Annotated in this window: 12 protein-coding genes and 2 pseudogenes; 7 read left to right on the top strand and 7 right to left on the bottom strand. The window is 70.8% G+C overall.

Features of this window, described 5'->3' with window-relative positions; translation table 11 throughout:
- The first annotated feature begins 41 nt into the window (after positions 1-41).
- The gene (locus KYY02_RS25235) at positions 42-1,415 is read left to right on the top strand and encodes an APC family permease (protein WP_371241672.1); all 1,374 of its coding nucleotides are present in this window, start codon (positions 42-44) and stop codon (positions 1,413-1,415) included.
- Between the two features lie 1,726 nt (positions 1,416-3,141).
- On the opposite strand, the gene KYY02_RS25230 is transcribed toward KYY02_RS25235, so the two are convergent.
- Positions 3,142-4,008: an alpha/beta fold hydrolase gene (locus KYY02_RS25230; RefSeq protein ID WP_371241670.1), complete on the bottom strand. Its 867-nt coding sequence runs from the start codon at positions 4,006-4,008 to the stop codon at positions 3,142-3,144.
- 84 nt (positions 4,009-4,092) lie between these two features.
- On the bottom strand, positions 4,093-4,878 hold the full coding sequence (locus KYY02_RS25225; protein ID WP_371241668.1) for a DeoR/GlpR family DNA-binding transcription regulator: 786 nt from the start codon (positions 4,876-4,878) through the stop codon (positions 4,093-4,095).
- A gap of 287 nt (positions 4,879-5,165) precedes the next feature.
- On the opposite strand from KYY02_RS25225, the gene KYY02_RS25220 reads away from it, so the two are divergent.
- Together KYY02_RS25220 and KYY02_RS34075 are read left to right on the top strand one after the other, a co-directional pair.
- The gene (locus tag KYY02_RS25220) at positions 5,166-5,519 is read left to right on the top strand and encodes a DUF4406 domain-containing protein (RefSeq protein WP_371241754.1); all 354 of its coding nucleotides are present in this window, start codon (positions 5,166-5,168) and stop codon (positions 5,517-5,519) included.
- The gene (locus KYY02_RS34075) at positions 5,516-5,923 is read left to right on the top strand and encodes an NUDIX hydrolase (protein ID WP_503167875.1); all 408 of its coding nucleotides are present in this window, start codon (positions 5,516-5,518) and stop codon (positions 5,921-5,923) included. The genes KYY02_RS25220 and KYY02_RS34075 overlap by 4 nt, the downstream gene beginning before the upstream one ends.
- A 360-nt stretch (positions 5,924-6,283) precedes the next feature.
- Here KYY02_RS34075 and KYY02_RS25215 read toward each other — a convergent pair whose 3' ends face one another.
- Entirely contained in the window at positions 6,284-6,661 is a 378-nt protein-coding gene (locus tag KYY02_RS25215; RefSeq protein WP_371241666.1) for an STAS domain-containing protein, read from the bottom strand.
- A 156-nt stretch (positions 6,662-6,817) separates the two neighbouring features.
- Between KYY02_RS25215 and KYY02_RS25210 the strand changes: the two genes are divergently transcribed.
- Positions 6,818-7,297 (top strand): ATP-binding protein, encoded by a 480-nt coding sequence (locus KYY02_RS25210; protein WP_371241664.1) that lies wholly within the window; start codon positions 6,818-6,820, stop codon positions 7,295-7,297.
- Between the two features lie 190 nt (positions 7,298-7,487).
- Here KYY02_RS25210 and KYY02_RS25205 read toward each other — a convergent pair whose 3' ends face one another.
- The 3 genes and pseudogenes from KYY02_RS25205 to KYY02_RS25195 all read right to left on the bottom strand — a co-directional run bounded on the left by KYY02_RS25205 (position 7,488) and on the right by KYY02_RS25195 (position 11,258).
- Positions 7,488-8,297 carry a formate/nitrite transporter family protein gene (locus tag KYY02_RS25205; protein ID WP_371241662.1) on the bottom strand — a complete coding sequence of 270 codons (810 nt, stop codon included), beginning with the start codon at positions 8,295-8,297 and terminating at the stop codon, positions 7,488-7,490.
- 397 nt (positions 8,298-8,694) lie between these two features.
- Positions 8,695-9,918 (bottom strand): IS110 family RNA-guided transposase, encoded by a 1,224-nt coding sequence (locus KYY02_RS25200; protein ID WP_371241752.1) that lies wholly within the window; start codon positions 9,916-9,918, stop codon positions 8,695-8,697.
- Between the two features lie 726 nt (positions 9,919-10,644).
- A pseudogene (locus tag KYY02_RS25195) lies at positions 10,645-11,258 on the bottom strand (SRPBCC family protein).
- Between the two features lie 1,075 nt (positions 11,259-12,333).
- On the opposite strand from KYY02_RS25195, the gene KYY02_RS25190 reads away from it, so the two are divergent.
- Positions 12,334-13,404 (top strand): serine hydrolase domain-containing protein, encoded by a 1,071-nt coding sequence (locus KYY02_RS25190; RefSeq protein WP_371241659.1) that lies wholly within the window; start codon positions 12,334-12,336, stop codon positions 13,402-13,404.
- Between the two features lie 403 nt (positions 13,405-13,807).
- On the opposite strand, the pseudogene KYY02_RS25185 reads toward KYY02_RS25190, so the two are convergent.
- Positions 13,808-14,157 (bottom strand): annotated as a pseudogene (locus KYY02_RS25185) (DoxX family protein); the annotation flags it as partial.
- A gap of 562 nt (positions 14,158-14,719) precedes the next feature.
- Here KYY02_RS25185 and KYY02_RS25180 point away from each other — a divergent pair.
- Both KYY02_RS25180 and KYY02_RS25175 read left to right on the top strand, forming a co-directional pair.
- Positions 14,720-15,100 (top strand): hypothetical protein, encoded by a 381-nt coding sequence (locus KYY02_RS25180; RefSeq protein ID WP_371241657.1) that lies wholly within the window; start codon positions 14,720-14,722, stop codon positions 15,098-15,100.
- Between the two features lie 110 nt (positions 15,101-15,210).
- Entirely contained in the window at positions 15,211-16,410 is a 1,200-nt protein-coding gene (locus KYY02_RS25175; protein ID WP_371241656.1) for an ABC transporter substrate-binding protein, read from the top strand.
- Positions 16,411-16,711: the final 301 nt, after the last annotated feature.

Raw genomic sequence — 16,711 nt, 5'->3', positions numbered from 1 at the left:
GCCCGAGCGTGCATCCTGCGGTACGGGGGACACGGGCCGGTATGACGAGAAGAGTCGGGAACAGGGTGTCGGCGGAGACGGGGGAGCGGGCGGGGGCACAGGAGACGACGGCGCTCAAGCGCGCGCTGACGACCCCGCTGCTGTACTTCTTCATCCTGGGCGACGTGCTCGGCGCCGGCGTGTACGTCCTGGTCGGCCAGGTCGCGGCCGACGCCGGAGGAGCGGTGTGGGTGCCACTGGTCGTCGCGCTGCTGCTGGCGCTGCTGACCGCCGCCTCCTACGCCGAGCTGGCGACGAAGTATCCGCGGGCGGGCGGAGCCTCCCACTACGCGACGCGCGCCTTCGGGCCGTTCGCCGGATTCGTCGCGGGCTTTTGCATGCTGGCCGCCGGCATCGTCTCCGTGGCCGCGCTCGCCCGCGGCTTCGGCGGCGACTACCTGTCGGCCTTCGTGACGCTGCCGGTGGGGCTCGTGGCCGTGCTGTTCCTGGCTCTGCTCGCCCTGGTCAACGCGCGGGGGATCAAGGAGTCGACCCGCGCCAACGTCGTCGCCACCGTCGTCGAGGTGGGCGGACTGGCTGTCGTCGTCGTCCTCGGCGCGTGGCTGCTGCTGCGCGGCGACGGCGACGTGGGGCGGCTGACGCAGCTGGGCACTCCGGAGAAGGGGGTGACGGCGGCCGTGCTGAGCGGTTCGGTGCTGGCGTACTACTCCTTCGTCGGGTTCGAGACCTCGGTGAACGTCGCCGAGGAGACCCGCGACCCGCGGCGCTCCTACCCACGCGCGCTGTTCGGCGCCCTCGCCACCGCCGGGGCCGTGTACGTGCTGGTGGGCATGGCCGCGTCCGCGGCGGTACCGACCGCCCGGCTGGCCGGGTCGAGCGGGCCGCTGCTGGAGGTCGTCGAGGAGGCGGGCGGCGTGCCGACCCGCCTGTTCAGTGCCATCGCGCTCGTCGCCGTGGCCAACGGTGCGCTGCTCACCGGCATCATGTCCTCCCGCCTGGCCTACGGCATGGCGAAGGACGGACTGCTGCCCGCCGCGCTGACCAGGGTGCTGCCGGGCCGCCGCACACCGTGGGCCGCGATCGCGGTCACCACGGTGCTGGCGATGCTCCTCGCGCTCACCGGCAGCGTCGCCACCCTGGCGTCCACCCTGGTTCTGCTGCTGCTGGTCGTCTTCGTCCTGGTCAACACGGCGGTGCTGGTACTGCGCCGAGACCCGGGCGAAGTCGACCACTTCCGCACCCCGACCGCACTGCCGGTGCTGGGGATCGCCTCCTGTGCCGTGCTTGCCACGCAGATCGAGGCCCAGGTCTGGTGGCGCGGACTGACGATCGTGGCCGTCGGCACGGTGCTTGCCGCACTCACCACCGTGCGGCGGACCGGGCGGGCGGACGGGGACGTGAGGGATCCCGGCTGAACGGGGCACAGTCACGGTCGCCGAGGACGACGCAGCCCGGCCGCACGCGCGTGACACCGCCCGGAGAACCTGGACAAGGGACGGCAATGTCGCCCCGGTGAGGTGCTCGGCGCCCCGGAGCTCTTGACGAGAATCTGGTCGAGGCCGACGATCCGCGCCACGAGAGGCGTGTCGGAGCGGACCGGGAGCCCGGTGGCTCGCCCCGCATGGAGCGAGCCACCGGGCCCTGCCGGATCAGGCCGCAGGGGAAGCCGCCAGCAGGTCCGCGGGAGTACCGCCCTTGTCCCCCCTCGGCTCCTCCACCCGCTCGAACGGAATGCCGGCCAGGATGCTTCTGCCCCGCCTCACCTCACCACCTCGCCCACTCCTCCATCGACGACCACGGCCGACGTGATGGGCCGGGCCTTCGGCGCCTTCGGCAAGGGGAGTTGGAACGTGGAGCCCACGACTCCCGGCACCGGACGGTCAAGGGCGGGGCAGCTGTGAGGGCGGACGGCGGCGACGGCGGTTTCACCCTCCCATCGGCCGACCTCCAGGACGGCGACCGATCCGGCCTCCCCACAGTCGCCCGCCAGGACATGGCCATCACCTCACCGATCGTGCCCGCCCTCGTGGCCCCTGATCGGCGCCCACGTCTCCCTCGCGAAGCGCCGGCCGACAGAGCCGGGTCCTCCCTCGTGCGCCGGGCACGGTGCATGACCGCGGGGCGCGCGAACTCGAGCGCTGCTGCACGGGGATCCCCGCTCGGGGTTCACCCCGGCCGGTGGACCCGCCCGCTTGCGCGGGCCCGCGTCCGCCGGAGGGCTTCGTCCCGACCGGCGAGAGGCGACAGGGAAGAGGAGGCGGACCGGGCGAGGTGATCAGGCGGATGGCCGACCGGTGATGGACGGCAGAACCGTCGTCCTGATCCGGCGGCAGGTCACAAAGCCGTTCACGGTCACCGCTGTCCAGATGACGGTACTGGCCAGGGGCCACCACAGATCCTGTCCCCGCTCACCCCGGCTGAGACTGCCGATCCAGCTGGCCGCCCAGCTGACCGCGAGGATCAGGGCCGGCCATCTGGCCCATTGCCAGGTCCACATGGTCCATCGGGCACGGGCTTCTTGCCGGCCCCGCTCGTCCTGCTGGGATCGTGTGCCGTCCATGACTTCCGTCTACCCCCTCTCCGCCCTTGGTTTCCCGGGCTTTCGACGGAGAGGGCCACAAGGGCCGGCTGCACCTGCTCCGGGAACGCTCAAGAGACCCGTAAGGACTTGCCCAAGTACGTGGTGTCGAGCACGCTGACCGACGACGCCCTCGTCGAGGGGTGGAGGGGGACGACGGTCCTGCACCCGACCGAGGACGCCGCCGTGCTCAAGGAGGGCGGGGGGCGGCGCGATCCTCATCCACGGGAGCGCGGAGCCGGCCCGGCAACTGTCGAGACGGGAGTTCTACGTTCCGGCCGCCGCACAGGCGGACCGCTCCCCGGAGAGCCGGCAGGGGCGCCGGGGGACCTCGCGCTCACCTCTCACGGTGTACGGCCTCGATGCCGGCCGGCGGTCCCGGAACCGGAGCCGTGGCCGTGCCGGCGAAGACAGGGCGGTACGCCCCCGGCGCCCGTGGCCGCCCTCGACGGGATCGTGACACGGAAGCCGTCACGCAGCGCGGTGATGCGTGGTCCGGGGCCGGGCACGGCCGACAGGGCACTGTGCGTCAGGACCGGAGGCGCTGCCCCCGCTCGTGGTGGTCACGTTTCCCTCACGTGATCGAGCAGCACCCGTACGATCCGGTGGCTGTGCGTCCACAGCACGGCGCCTCCGATGCCGGGCACCAGATGCCGCACGGCCGAAGGGATGCGCGACGTCAGCCGGGCTCCCTGATCGGGGGAGTGGCCGAGGTCCTCGACCCCGTACCAGACGTCCACGGGCACGGCGATCGATGCGAGGTCGAGGCCCCACCGCCCCATCGCCAGAACGGCGTCCCGGGCGTAACCGCCGGCCCCCTGAGCGAATCCCTCCCGCAGTGCCCTGAGGTACGCGGCGGTGAAGGACTCCTCCCGGTACACGGCCACGTCACAGGCGGGACTGCCGCCGAGGACCATCTCCCACATCGCTTGCGCGGTGAACGCGGCGAAAATCTCCTCAGCCTTGTGGGGTTCGTCGACGGCGAGGTCGACCAGGTGCCGGAGCTGCGGTGGGAGAACGTCGGCGAAGCGCGGGTCGGCGACTTCGTCGGCTCCGGAGACGACGGCCAGGGCGTCGACCGCACCGGCGGCGGCACAGGCCAGGGCGAAGGGAGCTCCTTGCGAATTGGCGACCATGGCCGGTCGACCGAGGCCCCTCCGGTGTGCGAACGTCCGTACGTCCACGGCGAAATCAGCGAACGTGCGCCGGGGTGCGGGAGTGGAGGCCCCGAGACCGGGGCGATCCAGGGAGATCAGCCGGATCCCGAGGTCATGCACGGCTGCGGCGTCGAGGCCGAGGTGCCGGCTCGTGGCAGCGCCTGGGCACAGCAACACCGGTGTGCCGTCCTCACGCCCCCACTCGGCCCACCCGAGCAGTCTTCCGTCGGGCAGCCGCTCTTCGCCGACACGCGTCGGCGGGACAACAAGCATGGTGATCCTTCCGATTGACCGGGTCGGTCCGCGCCCGCAAGACGGTGCCGACGGACCGGAGCGGTGCCGAACCTCTGATGGCTCTCAGGCCAGGTGAATCTCGACTCCGGACTCACGCAAGGCCTGCAGAGTGGACGGGCCGCTGGGATGAGTCTGCAGGCCGTCGGCAGCGGCGTCGGCGACGAGGTGATCCACGGCGCCAAGGGGTGCGACCTGGCTGAACGTCCGGACACCGAGCGTGGTGGCGTCCGCGACGGTGATCGTACGGGCGGACCGTTCGAGCCCGGCCTGCTTGACGGCCGCATCGTCCAGGGAGAACTCGGACCAACCGCGCTCGGCGTGCACCCCTCCGATGGACATCACGAAGCAGTCGAAGCGCAGCAACTCCAGGGTGCGCAGGGCCAACGGGCCCACCAGCGAACGCTCACCGGGCCGGGACAGCCCTCCCACGACGATGAGTTCGATGCCCGGCCGGTCCGCCAGGGCGATCGCGGTCTGCAGGCTCAGCACGGCGACCGGCAGCGGCGCCCGCTGCGCCAGGTGCTTCGCGACACGCACCGTGGTGGTTCCCGCGTCCAGCAGGACCCGCGCGCCGGGTTCCACCATCGCGGCCACGGTCGCACCCAGCCGGTCCTTCGTGGCGGTCTGCCATTCTCCACGGGCGGTGAAACCTCCGGCCTCCTCCCGCGGGCGAGTGGCGACCGCGCCGCCGTGGACCCTGCGCACCAGGACCTGACGCTCCAGTGCGTTCGGATCCTGGCGCACGGTCATCCCGGACACCCCGAGACGTTCGGAGAGCTCCGAGACGGACAGGGTGCCCGGACCCTGGACCAGACGCAGAGTCAGATCGAGACGATCGACGACACTCATGACGTGTTTCTGACACATCTTTGTTCGCTTGAACATTTAACGGACTCGTTGCGGGTGACGTGGCGGAGGGCGCGACCGTGCGAGGAGTCCATACGATGGCACCTATCGAACATGTAGATGTTCAAATTGACTTCTCTGTGTTAGGAATGGGTCCTGGGCGTGCCGGTCGGCGGAACCTGACTCCTGCGGCCGGCCGGGGCTCCGGCAGGCCTTCCCTGTCTGCCGGAGCCCGCCCGGATTCGGATCTCTGGAGGAAGTGTCCTGTGAACACCCACCCGCATTCGTTGATGATCCTCGTCGCCGGTCCGTACCGGTCGGGCACCGGGGACGACCCGCGCAAGCTGGAGGCGAACGTCCGGGCGATGAACGAGACCGCCCTGGCGCTCTTCCGCGCCGGCCACCTGGGAGTCACCGGCGAGGCACTCGCCCTGCCGCTGCTGGAGACCGCCGGCAGCACCGGCCCCGGCGACGCCGCCTACGAGGAGATGTTCCACCCCGTCGCCGAGCAGCTTCTCTCCCGTTGCGACGCGGTCCTGCGCATCGGTGGCCCCTCCGAGGGCGCCGATCTGATGGTCGCCCGAGCGCACGCCTGGGGCAAGGCCGTCTACACCAGCCTCGACGACATTCCGGCCGCCCGGTGACAGCCGGGATCGACGTACCCGACCGGCGCGGCCGCGATCCGACCGGCGACCCGCGGGTGCGCATCCTCGACGTGCAGATCCTGTCGTGCGACTGGTACGTCCTGCGCGAGACGACCTTTGACTACCGGCACGGCGACGGACGCCGGAGCCGTGAGCAGCGCGAGACCTGCGATCGCGACGACGGCGCCATCCTTCTCCTCCACAGTGCCTCCCGCGGCACCGTTCCGCCGACCCGTCGATTCCGGCTGCCCGCCCATGTCGACGGTTACCCCGACGGGATGTTCGCCGAAGCGGCGGCCGGCCTCCTGGAGGGGGCACGGCCGAGGAGGCGGTCCGCAGGGAGGCGGCCGGGGAGACGGGCCGGACGGTCGGCACGGCCGAGCACGTCTTCGACGTGTACATGAGTCCCCGCGCAGGGTTCCGGTGCTGCCGCTGCCGAGGCTGTCGCCCCCACCGGGAGCTCCACGGCACCGACCGGACTTCCGCCGCAGTGCGCCGTCACACCGGCGAGGCCGGCTTCCGGCACCGTCGACCGGTTCGACCTCACCGAAGGACATCCACGGCCAAAGACTCTGTACGCCCTTCCGCCTGGACGGCGACGTCGCGCCGGCGCCCGAGACCGTCACCGGCGCGGCGCCCTCCCCCACGGCGTCGGCTGCACCGCCTCCGCGGAAGAGGTCACCCAGGTCCTCATCGGTACGTTGAACAACGGGAACGCACCTCGCGGCGTCCCGGCCCTGCACATGGTCGACCTGGCGCAGCGGTCAGCCGGCAAGGGCCTGGCGGAGGGTGTCGTGGCAGTCGATGACGGAGTCGACGCCGACGATCTGCAGGGTGCGCATCACGGTGTCGGTGGGGGCGGCCAGGCGCAGCCAGCCGCCGGCCTGGGTGAGGGCGTGATGAGCGGCGATGAGGACGTTGATGCCGCTGGAGTCCATGAAGGTCACCCCGTGCAGATCGACCACGACGCGGGGGTGAGTGGTGCGGGCGACGTCCAGGGCGTGGCGGAGGGCCTCGCCGGTGTGGTGATCGATCTCTCCGGCCGGGTTCAGCACCTGGATGTCGTCAGTGGCGGTGACTGTGACCGACAGTTGTTCCCGCTGTTCGGTCCGATTGCTGTTCGCCACTTTTTCCTCAGCCATGTCAGTGATACTTGCACACCAAACCTTCACCAGGTGGCTGCCCCGCACGCACCGGGTGATGCCCGTATGTGACGGAGACGACAGAGGGGCATGGGGCGTCACCTCTCCTTGCGCGGGTATGCGCGGGGTGTGAACGGGGTAGCGAAGGTGGCCGGGATGAATCCAGTTCCCTTGGGCGCGGGCGGTGCCGCGCCGGACGAGCAGCGCATACGGACCGCGGTCGCCCTGGGCGGGGACGGCGCCGACATCGCCCACGCCCGTCACCTGGCCGCCGAATTCCTGGCTCAGGTGCAGGCCGAGCACGGACTGCCGGTCTCCCGGCGCGCCATCGATGTGACTCAGCTGGTGGTCAGCGAGCTGGTCACCAACGCCCGCAAGTACGCTCCCGGGCCGGCGCTGCTGGATCTGCGCATCACCGGTGACACCGTGGAGGTGGAGGTGTGGGACTCCGACCCGGTGCTGCCGATCGCCCGGGCCGCGGACGCCGGACGGGTGGGCCAGCACGGTCTGGAGATCGTCATGGCCGTCTGCCAGGGTTTCGCAGCACAGCGCGAGCCGGTCGGCAAGAGCATCACTGCCCGCATCGCCCTGCTGGATGAGCCCGCAGGTGCTCTCGCCGGGCGACAGCCGCTTTGACGTGCTCTCCGGCCTCGGGTCGGGGAGCACGCACGCCAAGGCTTGGGGCAGCCGTTGCGGGAGCAGTGCGTAGAGTCGGTTCCGCGTCCTCGAGCGGTGCGGACGGTCGATCCGCCGAGGCATCCCGTGAGAAAAGGCGAAGCTGTCCGAGGTCGTCGAGCCGGGGCGCGTCACTCCCGTCCCGTAGACGTCAGGAGCCGTCCTTCACCGCCGGGTTGTCGCCGCTCAGCACCGGGGCACTGCGCACCAGGCGCAGCGCCGTCGTCAGGAGGAGGCCGCCGACGATGTTGCCCAGGACCGCCCAGGCCAGCCACAGCAGCCAGTCCGCGTAACCGTATGCCGTCCTGCCGGTGTGCAGGCCGGCGAACGCGACCAGGGAGTCCAGGATCGAGTGCCACAGTCCGAGTCCGGCCAGGACGAACGCGGCGATGATCGATGCGGTGATCTTTCCTGTCATGGAATCGGTGCCATGGTGCATACGGGTCATGAGCGTGATGACGCCGCCGCCCAGTACGGCCAGGCAGAAGGTGCTCAGTGTGTACCCTCCGTCGACGAAGTGCGCGCCCGCCGTGACCGCGGTGCGGTGCAGGTCGGGGAAGGCCTGCATGACGATCCAGGTGAGGACCCACCCGCCGATCAGGTTCATCACCAGGACCGTCGCCCACATCCGCGCCAGGTCGAGCCAGGTGGCCGCGCCGGCGATCACGGTGGCGACGGGCACCAGGAAGCCCTCCGTGAACAGCTCGCTGTGGCCGAGCAACAGGGCGATGAGCCCCACGGAGAAGGCCAGTCCGGCCAGCAGTTCACTGCCGGTCTCGTGCCGCACAAACAGCAACACCATGATGCCGACCCCCACGTCGATGCCGCCGAGCAGCGAGGTGGCCACCAGCGACGTCCAGGTGCGGTGCAACCGTGGTCGGCCCTCGGCCACGATCCGTTCCGCCGCTTCGGCGACTCGGCGCTCCCCGGGCCCCTGCATGATCTGGTCGTCCGGCTGCATGGGACTCCTTCGGTCTCGCGTCGACACGGGAACGTTTCGTCGGCCTCGTGACGGAGGCGTTCCCACAGAGATCTTCGGTGGGACCGTCCCCGGATCTCGTTACCCACGCCGTCCGACTCGGCGCAGTTCACGGATCCGACCCTCCCGCCCCCGTGGGACCGAGACACGGTGCCGGGAACAGAACGGTGGGACGGCGGGGGGGTGCCCCTATCTGTTTCGTCAACCCCTGCGGGGCCGGTTCGTAGGGGTTGATGCTGGTTTTCGGGAACGTCCCGCGAAGCGGGATGTTCCCGGCGGATCGGGTGCGGTGAGGGCAGGACGGTGGCCGGCCCGGCGAGGGTGGCCGTGCCGGTGGAGGGGTGCGGCGGGGTGGAAGAGGTAGAGGTGGGCGGTGGTGTCAGGCGGCGAGGCCGACGTCGTCGGGGGTGCGTGGTTCGTAGAGGGCGCCGGTGCGGATCATCGCGTGGATGACGTTCACGCGCTGGCGGGCCAGGCGGAGGATCGCCTGGGTGTGGGTCTTGCCGCGTGCGCGCTGACGGTCGTAGTAGGTCCGGGAGGAGGGGTCGGACTTGCATCCGATCGCGGCGAACGCGGCCTGGAACAGGGCCCGTTTGAGGAGCCGGTTGCCGCGGTGGGGTGCGTGTTCGCCGCGGATGGAGGTGCCCGAGGACTTCGTGGCGGGGGCGAGTCCGGCGTAGGAGGCGAGGTGTCCGGCGGTGGGGAAGGTGGTGCCGTCCCCGATCGCGACGATGACGGCCGCTGTGGTCCTGACGCCCATGCCGGGCAGGGACGTCAGGAGGTGGAAAAGAGGGAGGGCCTCCAGCAGGGCGGCGATCTCCTGCTCTGCCTGCTTGCGCTGGGTGTGGGCGGCGGCGAGCTGCGCGGCCAGGCCGGGCACGATCAGCGCGGAGGTCTCGGTGCCGGGGACCACGAGGGTCTGCTCGGCCAGTGCGTCGAAGATCTCGGCGGTGAGGTGGGCGGCCTTGCGCGAGCCGTGTGCCTTGAGCAGGGCCTCGCAGCGGGCACGCCCCAGCTTCCTGATCTTCGCGGGGGAACCGTGCTTGGCCAGGAGGGCCTGAACGTAGGGGTAGGCCAGACGCTTGCCCAGGACACGCTCCAGGGAGGGATGGACCTGAGAGAGCAGGCCGCGCAGCCGGTTGGTGGTGCGGTTGACCTCGCCGGCCAGGTCGTTGTCATAGCCGGTGAGCATGGTCAGCGCTGCCAGCGTCTCGTCGTCCCGGTCGATCGCGCGCAGGGTGTGCGGCATGGTCCGGGCCGTGTCGGCGATCACGAAGGCGTCGCGGGCGTCGGTCTTGGCCTCGCCGGGGTAGAGGTCGGCGGCCCGCCGCATCGACAGACCGGGCAAGTAGGCCACCCGGCAGCCCGCCGCGCGGGCCGCAGCGATCGGCAGGGCGCCGATGTTGGCAACCTGGTCCACGACCACCAGGACGGTGCCGAACTTCGCGGCCAGTTTCTCGAACAGTTCCAGCAGCTTCGGTTCGGTGTTGGGCAGCCGTCTGTCGTGGACGGTCTTGCCCAGCTCGGTCAGGCCGTGGGCATGGTGGAACTCCTTGCCCAGGTCCAGGCCGAGGAACAGGCGTATGCCGACGGTGTCGACCATGCTCACGTGCCCCCAGACTTGCGCATCCTCGATGTTCGTCCCGGCCGTCCCTGCGGCACCACACGCCGGCAACCACGTTACGCAGACATCTCCACCCGTGAAGCGGTCCGGCATTGCGCCGGGCCAGGCAGTCGTCAGGCCCCTCATCAGCGGTCAAGCGGTGCCCCGAAGCCCGGCGGCAACACCCCCCAGGTCATCGACTTCGACAGGGGGCACACAGCCATACCGAGCCCGGGGGCCAGGCACCCCATTGCGGGGCCACGAAAAAGGTAACGGGTCACCCGGCATCCGTCGGTGGCGGCGTCCGTCCGTTGCCGTTCAGGTGCCGAGGCCGCTCGACAGGGGGGTTCCGCCCCGTTGCTCGGGGTGTCCGCACGCGTCTGCTCCGGTTCTCCGTCCGCGTCCGTCCGACCGCAGCCCGTCACACTGCGTAGCACCGACCGGCGTCCCGGCACGGTCGAAGGCGCCCTGGATCTGCACACCGCCTCCCGACTCGCCGGGGCCCCGCAGCCGCTTCCGCAGCGGACGTGATGCGCGTCTGAACGTTTCGGCCTTCCCGCCGTCGAGCCGACGGCAACCGGAGCCCAGGGTGCGGTCACGGGCTACGCGCGTCGATGGCGTCCTCCGAGAGGCGAAGCCGGCGTTCCCGCATCAGGCGGGAACGCCGGCTTCGCTTCCCGATCGTGCGGCCGGTCAGGCGGGTGTGGGCTGTGTCCGGTACGCGGGTCAGCCGACGGGCCACTGGGCCACGCGGCTCCTGGGTGGTTCCGGGCGATCGTGCTGTACACAGCCGTTGCGGATGGTGCCGCGCCAGGCCCCGCCCTCCTGCCCCAGTCCTTCGACGAACCGCTTATGAGTTCGCCGCGCACCAGCCGGGCTGTCAGCCGGACAGCCCCGGACGAGCCGGTGAGGATCCTCGCGGCTCCCCGGGGTTCCAGGAGCATCCGGACGGTGATCGCGGTGCCGCCGGATCCCGTCGGCCTGAACTCGACCTCGCCCTGATGGGAGGGGTTCTGCTCAAGGCCGTGCCAGGCCAGGTAGGCGTCGGGGTCCTGCTCCAGGATCTCGACCGCGAAGCGGTGGTGCAGGGGCCCGTGACCGATGGTCCAGGCGGTCACGGTGGGCCTGATCTGCTCGACACCGCGCACCACGGTCGAGAAGCGCGGGAAGGTCTTGAACTGAGTCCACTGGTTGTACGCCGTCCGCACCGGCACCTCGACCTCGACCGTCTCCTCGACGTGCCGCTCCCGCAGCGGTCGGCGGCGCGTGACGCCGTCATCGTCAGTGCGCGTCCCCGGCATGTTCGGTACGGCCTGCCGGGCGTCGCCTTCGTCCGCCATCGTGGTCTCTCCTCCGGTGAGGGAGCCGGGCGTGCGGGCACCCGGCCTCCCCGCGTGCGTCAGGGCTTCTCCTCCGGTTCCCCCATCGCGCACTTCGAGTCACCCCGACGCCGTCCGTGTCCCGCGCGGTCCCGGCGACGAGAGGGGCGGGCAGGTCACCGGGCTGTCCTGCGGCGGTCGCTCCGAGCGCAGCGGCGTAAAGACGGTACACCTCCGGGGCCCCAAGGCAGGCGCCCTGCCGGCCGGAGATCACTACGCCTCCGGAGCCGACTGACATTTCCCGGCGGGGCGGCCCGATCGACGCGCGTACGTCGATCGGCCCCGAGCTCAGGTCGCTGCTCGACCCCCTGCATGGTCTGGCACCCTCCGACTGGAGCGGGACGGCAGCAGGGCACCGGACGACGGTGCACGACGTCGCCGTCCGTCTCCTCGGCGACCACCACGGCCGCCTCGGCCATGGCTACCGGAACGGCTTCGCCGATGGAGAGAGGCTCGAGCGTTCGTCCACCGCACGCATCGGGAACGCGTCGAACCGTACGCCGATGACGGGCCTGCTCCGCGGCTACGCGGAACATCGATCCTGCAGACGCCCTGCTCCACGCCCTTGTGCAAGGAGGGCGTCGCTGCGCGAGGGGGCTGCCGGTCGGCCACCCCGTCCCGAAGCCGGCGGCTGATCGGCCGGGCCCGGCCGATCAGCCGAAAACGCCCGCCCGCACGCGCCTGGGGGAGAGGACCTCGTACGCCGGCACGGCTCGCCGAAGCCGCGTGCCGGATCGTGTCCGTCATCTCCTGCCCCGACGCCGACCTCACCGGTTTTCACCATGCCTGACACCGACAGGACCGACGAGGGGCACCGACAGCACGCACTCGACCTCAGCAGCATGACGTCCATCCGGCTGGCACCCGTTCGAGATCGGGCGTCTTCCGGATGGTCGGCGGCCTTCGCCGTTCCTAGCCTCGGGGCATGATTCTTCGTCGTTCATGGTTGTCAGCTGCGGTGCTGGCGCTGGCTGCGTCATCTCTGCCGTCCGTTGCGGCCTCGGCCGCGCCACGCCCCTCCGGCACGGCCTGGTCCGTGCAGCGTGACGTCGACGCACTGCGGGACACCGGGGTCACCGGGGCGACGGTCCGTCTGGAGACCCTGAGCGGGACGATCACGGCCCACTCCGGGGTGGGAGACCTGATCACTCGCCGCCCGGTTCCGGCGGACGGCTACCTGCGTCTGGGCAGTATCACCAAGACTTTCGTCGCCACCGTCATGCTGCAACTGGTGGGCGAAGGAAGGATTTTCCTCGACCAGAGGGTGGAGCAGCTGCTGCCCGGGGTGGTGCCCGCAACCGGAAACGACGGCCGGGTCATCACCGTCCGTGATCTGCTGCAGCACACCAGCGGCCTGCCCGACTACGTCCACGACGTCTTCCCCGATCCCAGCGCACAGACCTACTTCGCCAACCGGTGGCGTGCCTACCGACCCGAAGAACTGGTCGCCCTGGCCGTGCGCCCTGAGCCTGCCTTCCCGGCAGGCTCAGACTCCCGCTGGGCGTACTCCAACACGAACTACGTACTCGCGGGAATGATCATCGAAAGGATCACGGGCCGCACCTGGGAGCAGCAGGTCCACGACCGCATCCTGCGCCCGCTCGGCCTGCAGCACATCGACACCCCCGGCACCCGGCCCTTCCTTCCGCATCCGCACACGGCCAACTACCAGCAGTTCACCGCGGACGGCCCGATGATAGACACCACGATCCCCTACCGTCCCTTCGACAGCGGGGCCGACGGCTCGATGACCGGCACGGCCCGCGATCTCAACCGCTTCTTCGCCGCGCTGGCAAGCGGACAGTTGCTGAAGGCGGCCGAACTCGCCGCCATGCGGGACACTGTGCCGGTGCCGCGGAACAGTGGTCACCCGGAAGGCACCCAGGGCGGCCTGGGCCTGTTCTTCACACCCCTGTCCTGCGGTGGCGGCTACCTCGGGCATGGGGGAAGCGGCTTCGGATATGTCATCCGGGCAGCGACGACCGTGGACGGCCGACGCACCGTCACCGTCTCGGCGCACAGCCGCTCCGCGGCCCCGCAGATCTCGGCCCGTCAGGAGGACGCACTGCGCGACCTCGTCGACCACGCCCTGTGCCGCGCCATTTGACCATGCACTGGGTCCGTGCGGCGAACAGTGGAACCCGGTCCGTCTCGTTCGGCGGCGCCGAGCCGACATGGACCGGCATCGGCCGGTGCATCGCTCGCGACGGAGGCTGACGATCCCGGTCCGTGAGCGGCACCCTCTCTGCGAAAACGGTCCGCCCGAAATAACCGCCCGAGGACTGGCGGCGTGTTCAGGAGGAATGACCGGTGGTGCGTGGCGACCGCGGCGGCACTCCGGCTGACCGGACGGCCGCGCCGGGGCCCGCCCCCTGCTGGAGAGCGGAGGAGCCACGCCCACCGGCGCGGGCCTCGGCTCGCGCCCGTCGTCCTGCGCACCGTCTTGGTACCGCTGTTGGACGGCAGGGAGCACGACTTCCAGGTTCCGGGTGTTTCGTTGCGCCCGTGCTCGAGCACAGCCAGGTGGTCACGGCCGCGATGGCGGCGAGCCCGGCGTTGAGCGCGATCCGGCGGCCCTCGCCTGTCGGGCGGACGGCGATCGCGCCGATCCGCAGGAGCACGAAGCCCAAGGCGGCGGCCGGTGCCGGCGAGGGAGCGGCCCCGGTCGGCGGCGGCAGGACCAGGCCGGTCGCGCCGAGCACCTCGACCGTGCCCAGCGCCCTGAGGGCGGGCAGGGGCGCGTGGTCGCCCCAGCCCGTCATCGGTCTGAGCCGATCGCGGCCGCGGCTCACCTTCAGCGTGCCGGAGTAGGGAGGAGAGGGGCGAGCAGCACCGCGACGTTCCAGTAGGCGGTGCTCACGGTCTCCGCTCATCGGCCGCCGGTTCGCGGGGCCCGTCGATTGCGACGATTGCCGGGGAGCCCGGCAGAGCCCGGACACCGTGAGGCGCAGGGTGGAAGCGCCACAGCGCCGTCGGTCGAAAGAAGGGCGGCCGGCGGAGCCGTCCCGTCGGCTTCGGACGAGGTCGGCGACGGACCCGGTCGCACAGCGGCTCAGCGCATCGGCATTGACCTGCGGTGTCAACGGCCGACCGCCGACGAGCACCTCCCGAGGGTCTCGGAAGTACTGCACGTGCAGGTCGGGGATGAAGATGCCGAGCATGACGGCGGGTTGACCGGACGGGCCGGCGAAGGAGTGCGGGACACCGGTCGGAACCATCGCGAGCGTGCCCGTGGTGGCGTCGTGCTCCCCGTCCCTCTCGCCGTCAACGGCCCGGGCCGTGAGCGCCAATCGGAGTAACCGATCAACTGCCCTACTGATGATTCACCGTGACGACGCCCATGCCGATCAGCCGCAGCGTCGTTACCACTGTGAACCGGTCGGCACGGCCGGGATGGCACAGGGGAAGGAATCAGGTAGCAGATGAACAGCGCGCGGCGTATGACGGTGGTCGCTTCGGTGGTGGGGATGATGCTGGCGGCACCCGTGGGGATGGCCACGGCGCATGCCGGTGACAGCGACGCGGGGCCGGGTGGAGTGCTGTCCAACCTGTCCGGCAGGAACTCCTCCGGCCATGCCAATCTCTGCGGCACGGGCAAGGTGGCACTTCTCAAGGACCGTACCTGCGTGAGCGAGGACGCCGGTAAGGGCAGCGGCGGCGACCAGGCGGGCCCCAGCGGCGGAGTTCTGTCCAACCTGGTGTTCGCCCGCAACGCCTCGGGTCACAGCAACAACTGCGGCAACGAGACGGTCTCGGTGATGAGCCGGACCACGTGCGTCACCGTGGACCGCTCCGGTCGCTGACGAGACGGTCCGGCAGAGCATCACCGGCGGGGCCGGGGGGCCGTGGCGTTTCCACCGCCGTGGTTCCCCGGCCCCTTCCGGTGGGATGACGAGAGAGCAGGGAGTACAGGGTGAATACCTCCTCGGCGCAGTTGACGATCGGCGTGGTGGCACCGCTGACGGGCCGTCTGGCTCCGTTGGGCAAGCCGCTGTCGTACGTTCTGAGGGCGTTGGCACCGCAACTGGAGCACGTCCGTAACGACAGCCGCCGTTACGACCTGACGGTCGCCGTGCGCGACAGCCGTTCCGATCCGGAGGCGGCCCGGCAGGCCGTCCACGACCTGGTCGGCATCGACAAGGCGCACATCGTCCTGACCATGGCCGGAACCCAGGTGCTGCCGGCCGTCGCCGACGCCTGCGAGGAACTGGAGGTCCCCTGCCTGTCGACCACCTTCCCCTGGCAGGCGTACGTGCACTCGCGCGGTGTCGGCCCCGGACACTCCTTCCGGTGGACCTACCACTTCGCATGGGGCCTGGACGACATCGCCACCGTCTTCACCCAGCTGTGGGAACGGATCGACGGCCCGCACGCCGTCGGTTGCCTGTGGAACGACGACCTGCAAGGCAGCCTGCTGCGCCACGAGGAGTACGGTTTCGCCCCGGTGACCTCCGCGCGCGGACACACTCTGGTCGACCTCGGTCCCTACCGGGAACCGGCCACGGACTTCCGACAGCAGGTCGACCGGATGCGGGAGCACGGCGCCGACATCGTCACCAGCGCCGCCACCGCCGCCGACCTCGCCCTCTTCCACCACCAGGCACGCCAGGCCGGGCTGCGGCCCCGGCTGATCACCTGTTCGCGATGGCTGACCTACCCCCACACCCACACCACCACAGCCCCCGACATCCACGCCGAACTGGCCGACGCACGCGTGGCCACCCTGGTCTACTGGAGCCCCGGTCACCCCTACCGCTCCAGCCTCAACGGCGCCACCTGCGCCGACCTCGCCCACGCCTATCAACAGGACACCGGCGAATCCTGGCTGCAGCCCCTGGGTCTGGCCCACGCCCTCGTGGAAACCGCCCACCACGCCCTCAGCACGGCCGACGACCCCACCGACCGTGCGGCCCTCGCCCGCGCCATCGCCGGTACCACCTTCTCCACGATCGCGGGAACCCTCGACTGGAAGCAGGGCCCGACCCCCAACATCGCGCTCCTTCGCCTGTCCGGCGGCCAGTGGCACCCGGGCCCGCGGGGCCCCCGTCTTGCCGTCGTCACCAACACGGGCACCCCCGAGGTTCCCGTTACCGGTGAACTGCTGCCGACGTGACGGACGGACGTATGCCGAGGCGACGGGCCCGACCGTTCAGGCGCTGACGTCCGCTTGTCCCGGCACTCGGCCCTGCGGGCCCACCCGCCAAGAGGGGAGTCCACCATTTGAGGCACGCAACACCTTGAGTGCCCGGGCGACCTCGGGCAGGCCTGGACGTTGCCCAGCACGGCGATCGGACGGCACCTCACCTGGCGAGCACCGGAGAGGACCCGTCTGACGTGGTGCCCCACCAGACGGGTGGCACGGTCCACTGCGGTGGACAGCGTTCCCGAGCGCCATGCACGCTGTCCGCGCCATG

The sequence above is a fragment of the Streptomyces pimonensis genome (assembly GCF_041380215.1).
Classification (GTDB): Bacteria; Actinomycetota; Actinomycetes; order Streptomycetales; family Streptomycetaceae; genus Streptomyces; species Streptomyces pimonensis.
Note: the sequence above shows the minus strand (reverse complement) of the source record. Positions and strands in the feature narration are given on the sequence as shown.

Excerpts from the sequence above, each read along its gene's own strand:
- KYY02_RS25205 (WP_371241662.1), bottom strand. The coding sequence starts at position 8,297 with ATGCAGCCGGACGACCAGATCATGCAGGGGCCCGGGGAGCGCCGAGTC.
- KYY02_RS25200 (WP_371241752.1), bottom strand. The coding sequence starts at position 9,918 with ATGGTCGACACCGTCGGCATACGCCTGTTCCTCGGCCTGGACCTGGGC.
- KYY02_RS25220 (WP_371241754.1), top strand. The coding sequence starts at position 5,166 with ATGATCCTCGTCGCCGGTCCGTACCGGTCGGGCACCGGGGACGACCCG.
- KYY02_RS25215 (WP_371241666.1), bottom strand. The coding sequence starts at position 6,661 with ATGGCTGAGGAAAAAGTGGCGAACAGCAATCGGACCGAACAGCGGGAA.
- KYY02_RS25225 (WP_371241668.1), bottom strand. The coding sequence starts at position 4,878 with ATGAGTGTCGTCGATCGTCTCGATCTGACTCTGCGTCTGGTCCAGGGT.
- KYY02_RS25180 (WP_371241657.1), top strand. The coding sequence starts at position 14,720 with ATGAACAGCGCGCGGCGTATGACGGTGGTCGCTTCGGTGGTGGGGATG.
- KYY02_RS25230 (WP_371241670.1), bottom strand. The coding sequence starts at position 4,008 with ATGCTTGTTGTCCCGCCGACGCGTGTCGGCGAAGAGCGGCTGCCCGAC.
- KYY02_RS25235 (WP_371241672.1), top strand. The coding sequence starts at position 42 with ATGACGAGAAGAGTCGGGAACAGGGTGTCGGCGGAGACGGGGGAGCGG.
- KYY02_RS25210 (WP_371241664.1), top strand. The coding sequence starts at position 6,818 with ATGAATCCAGTTCCCTTGGGCGCGGGCGGTGCCGCGCCGGACGAGCAG.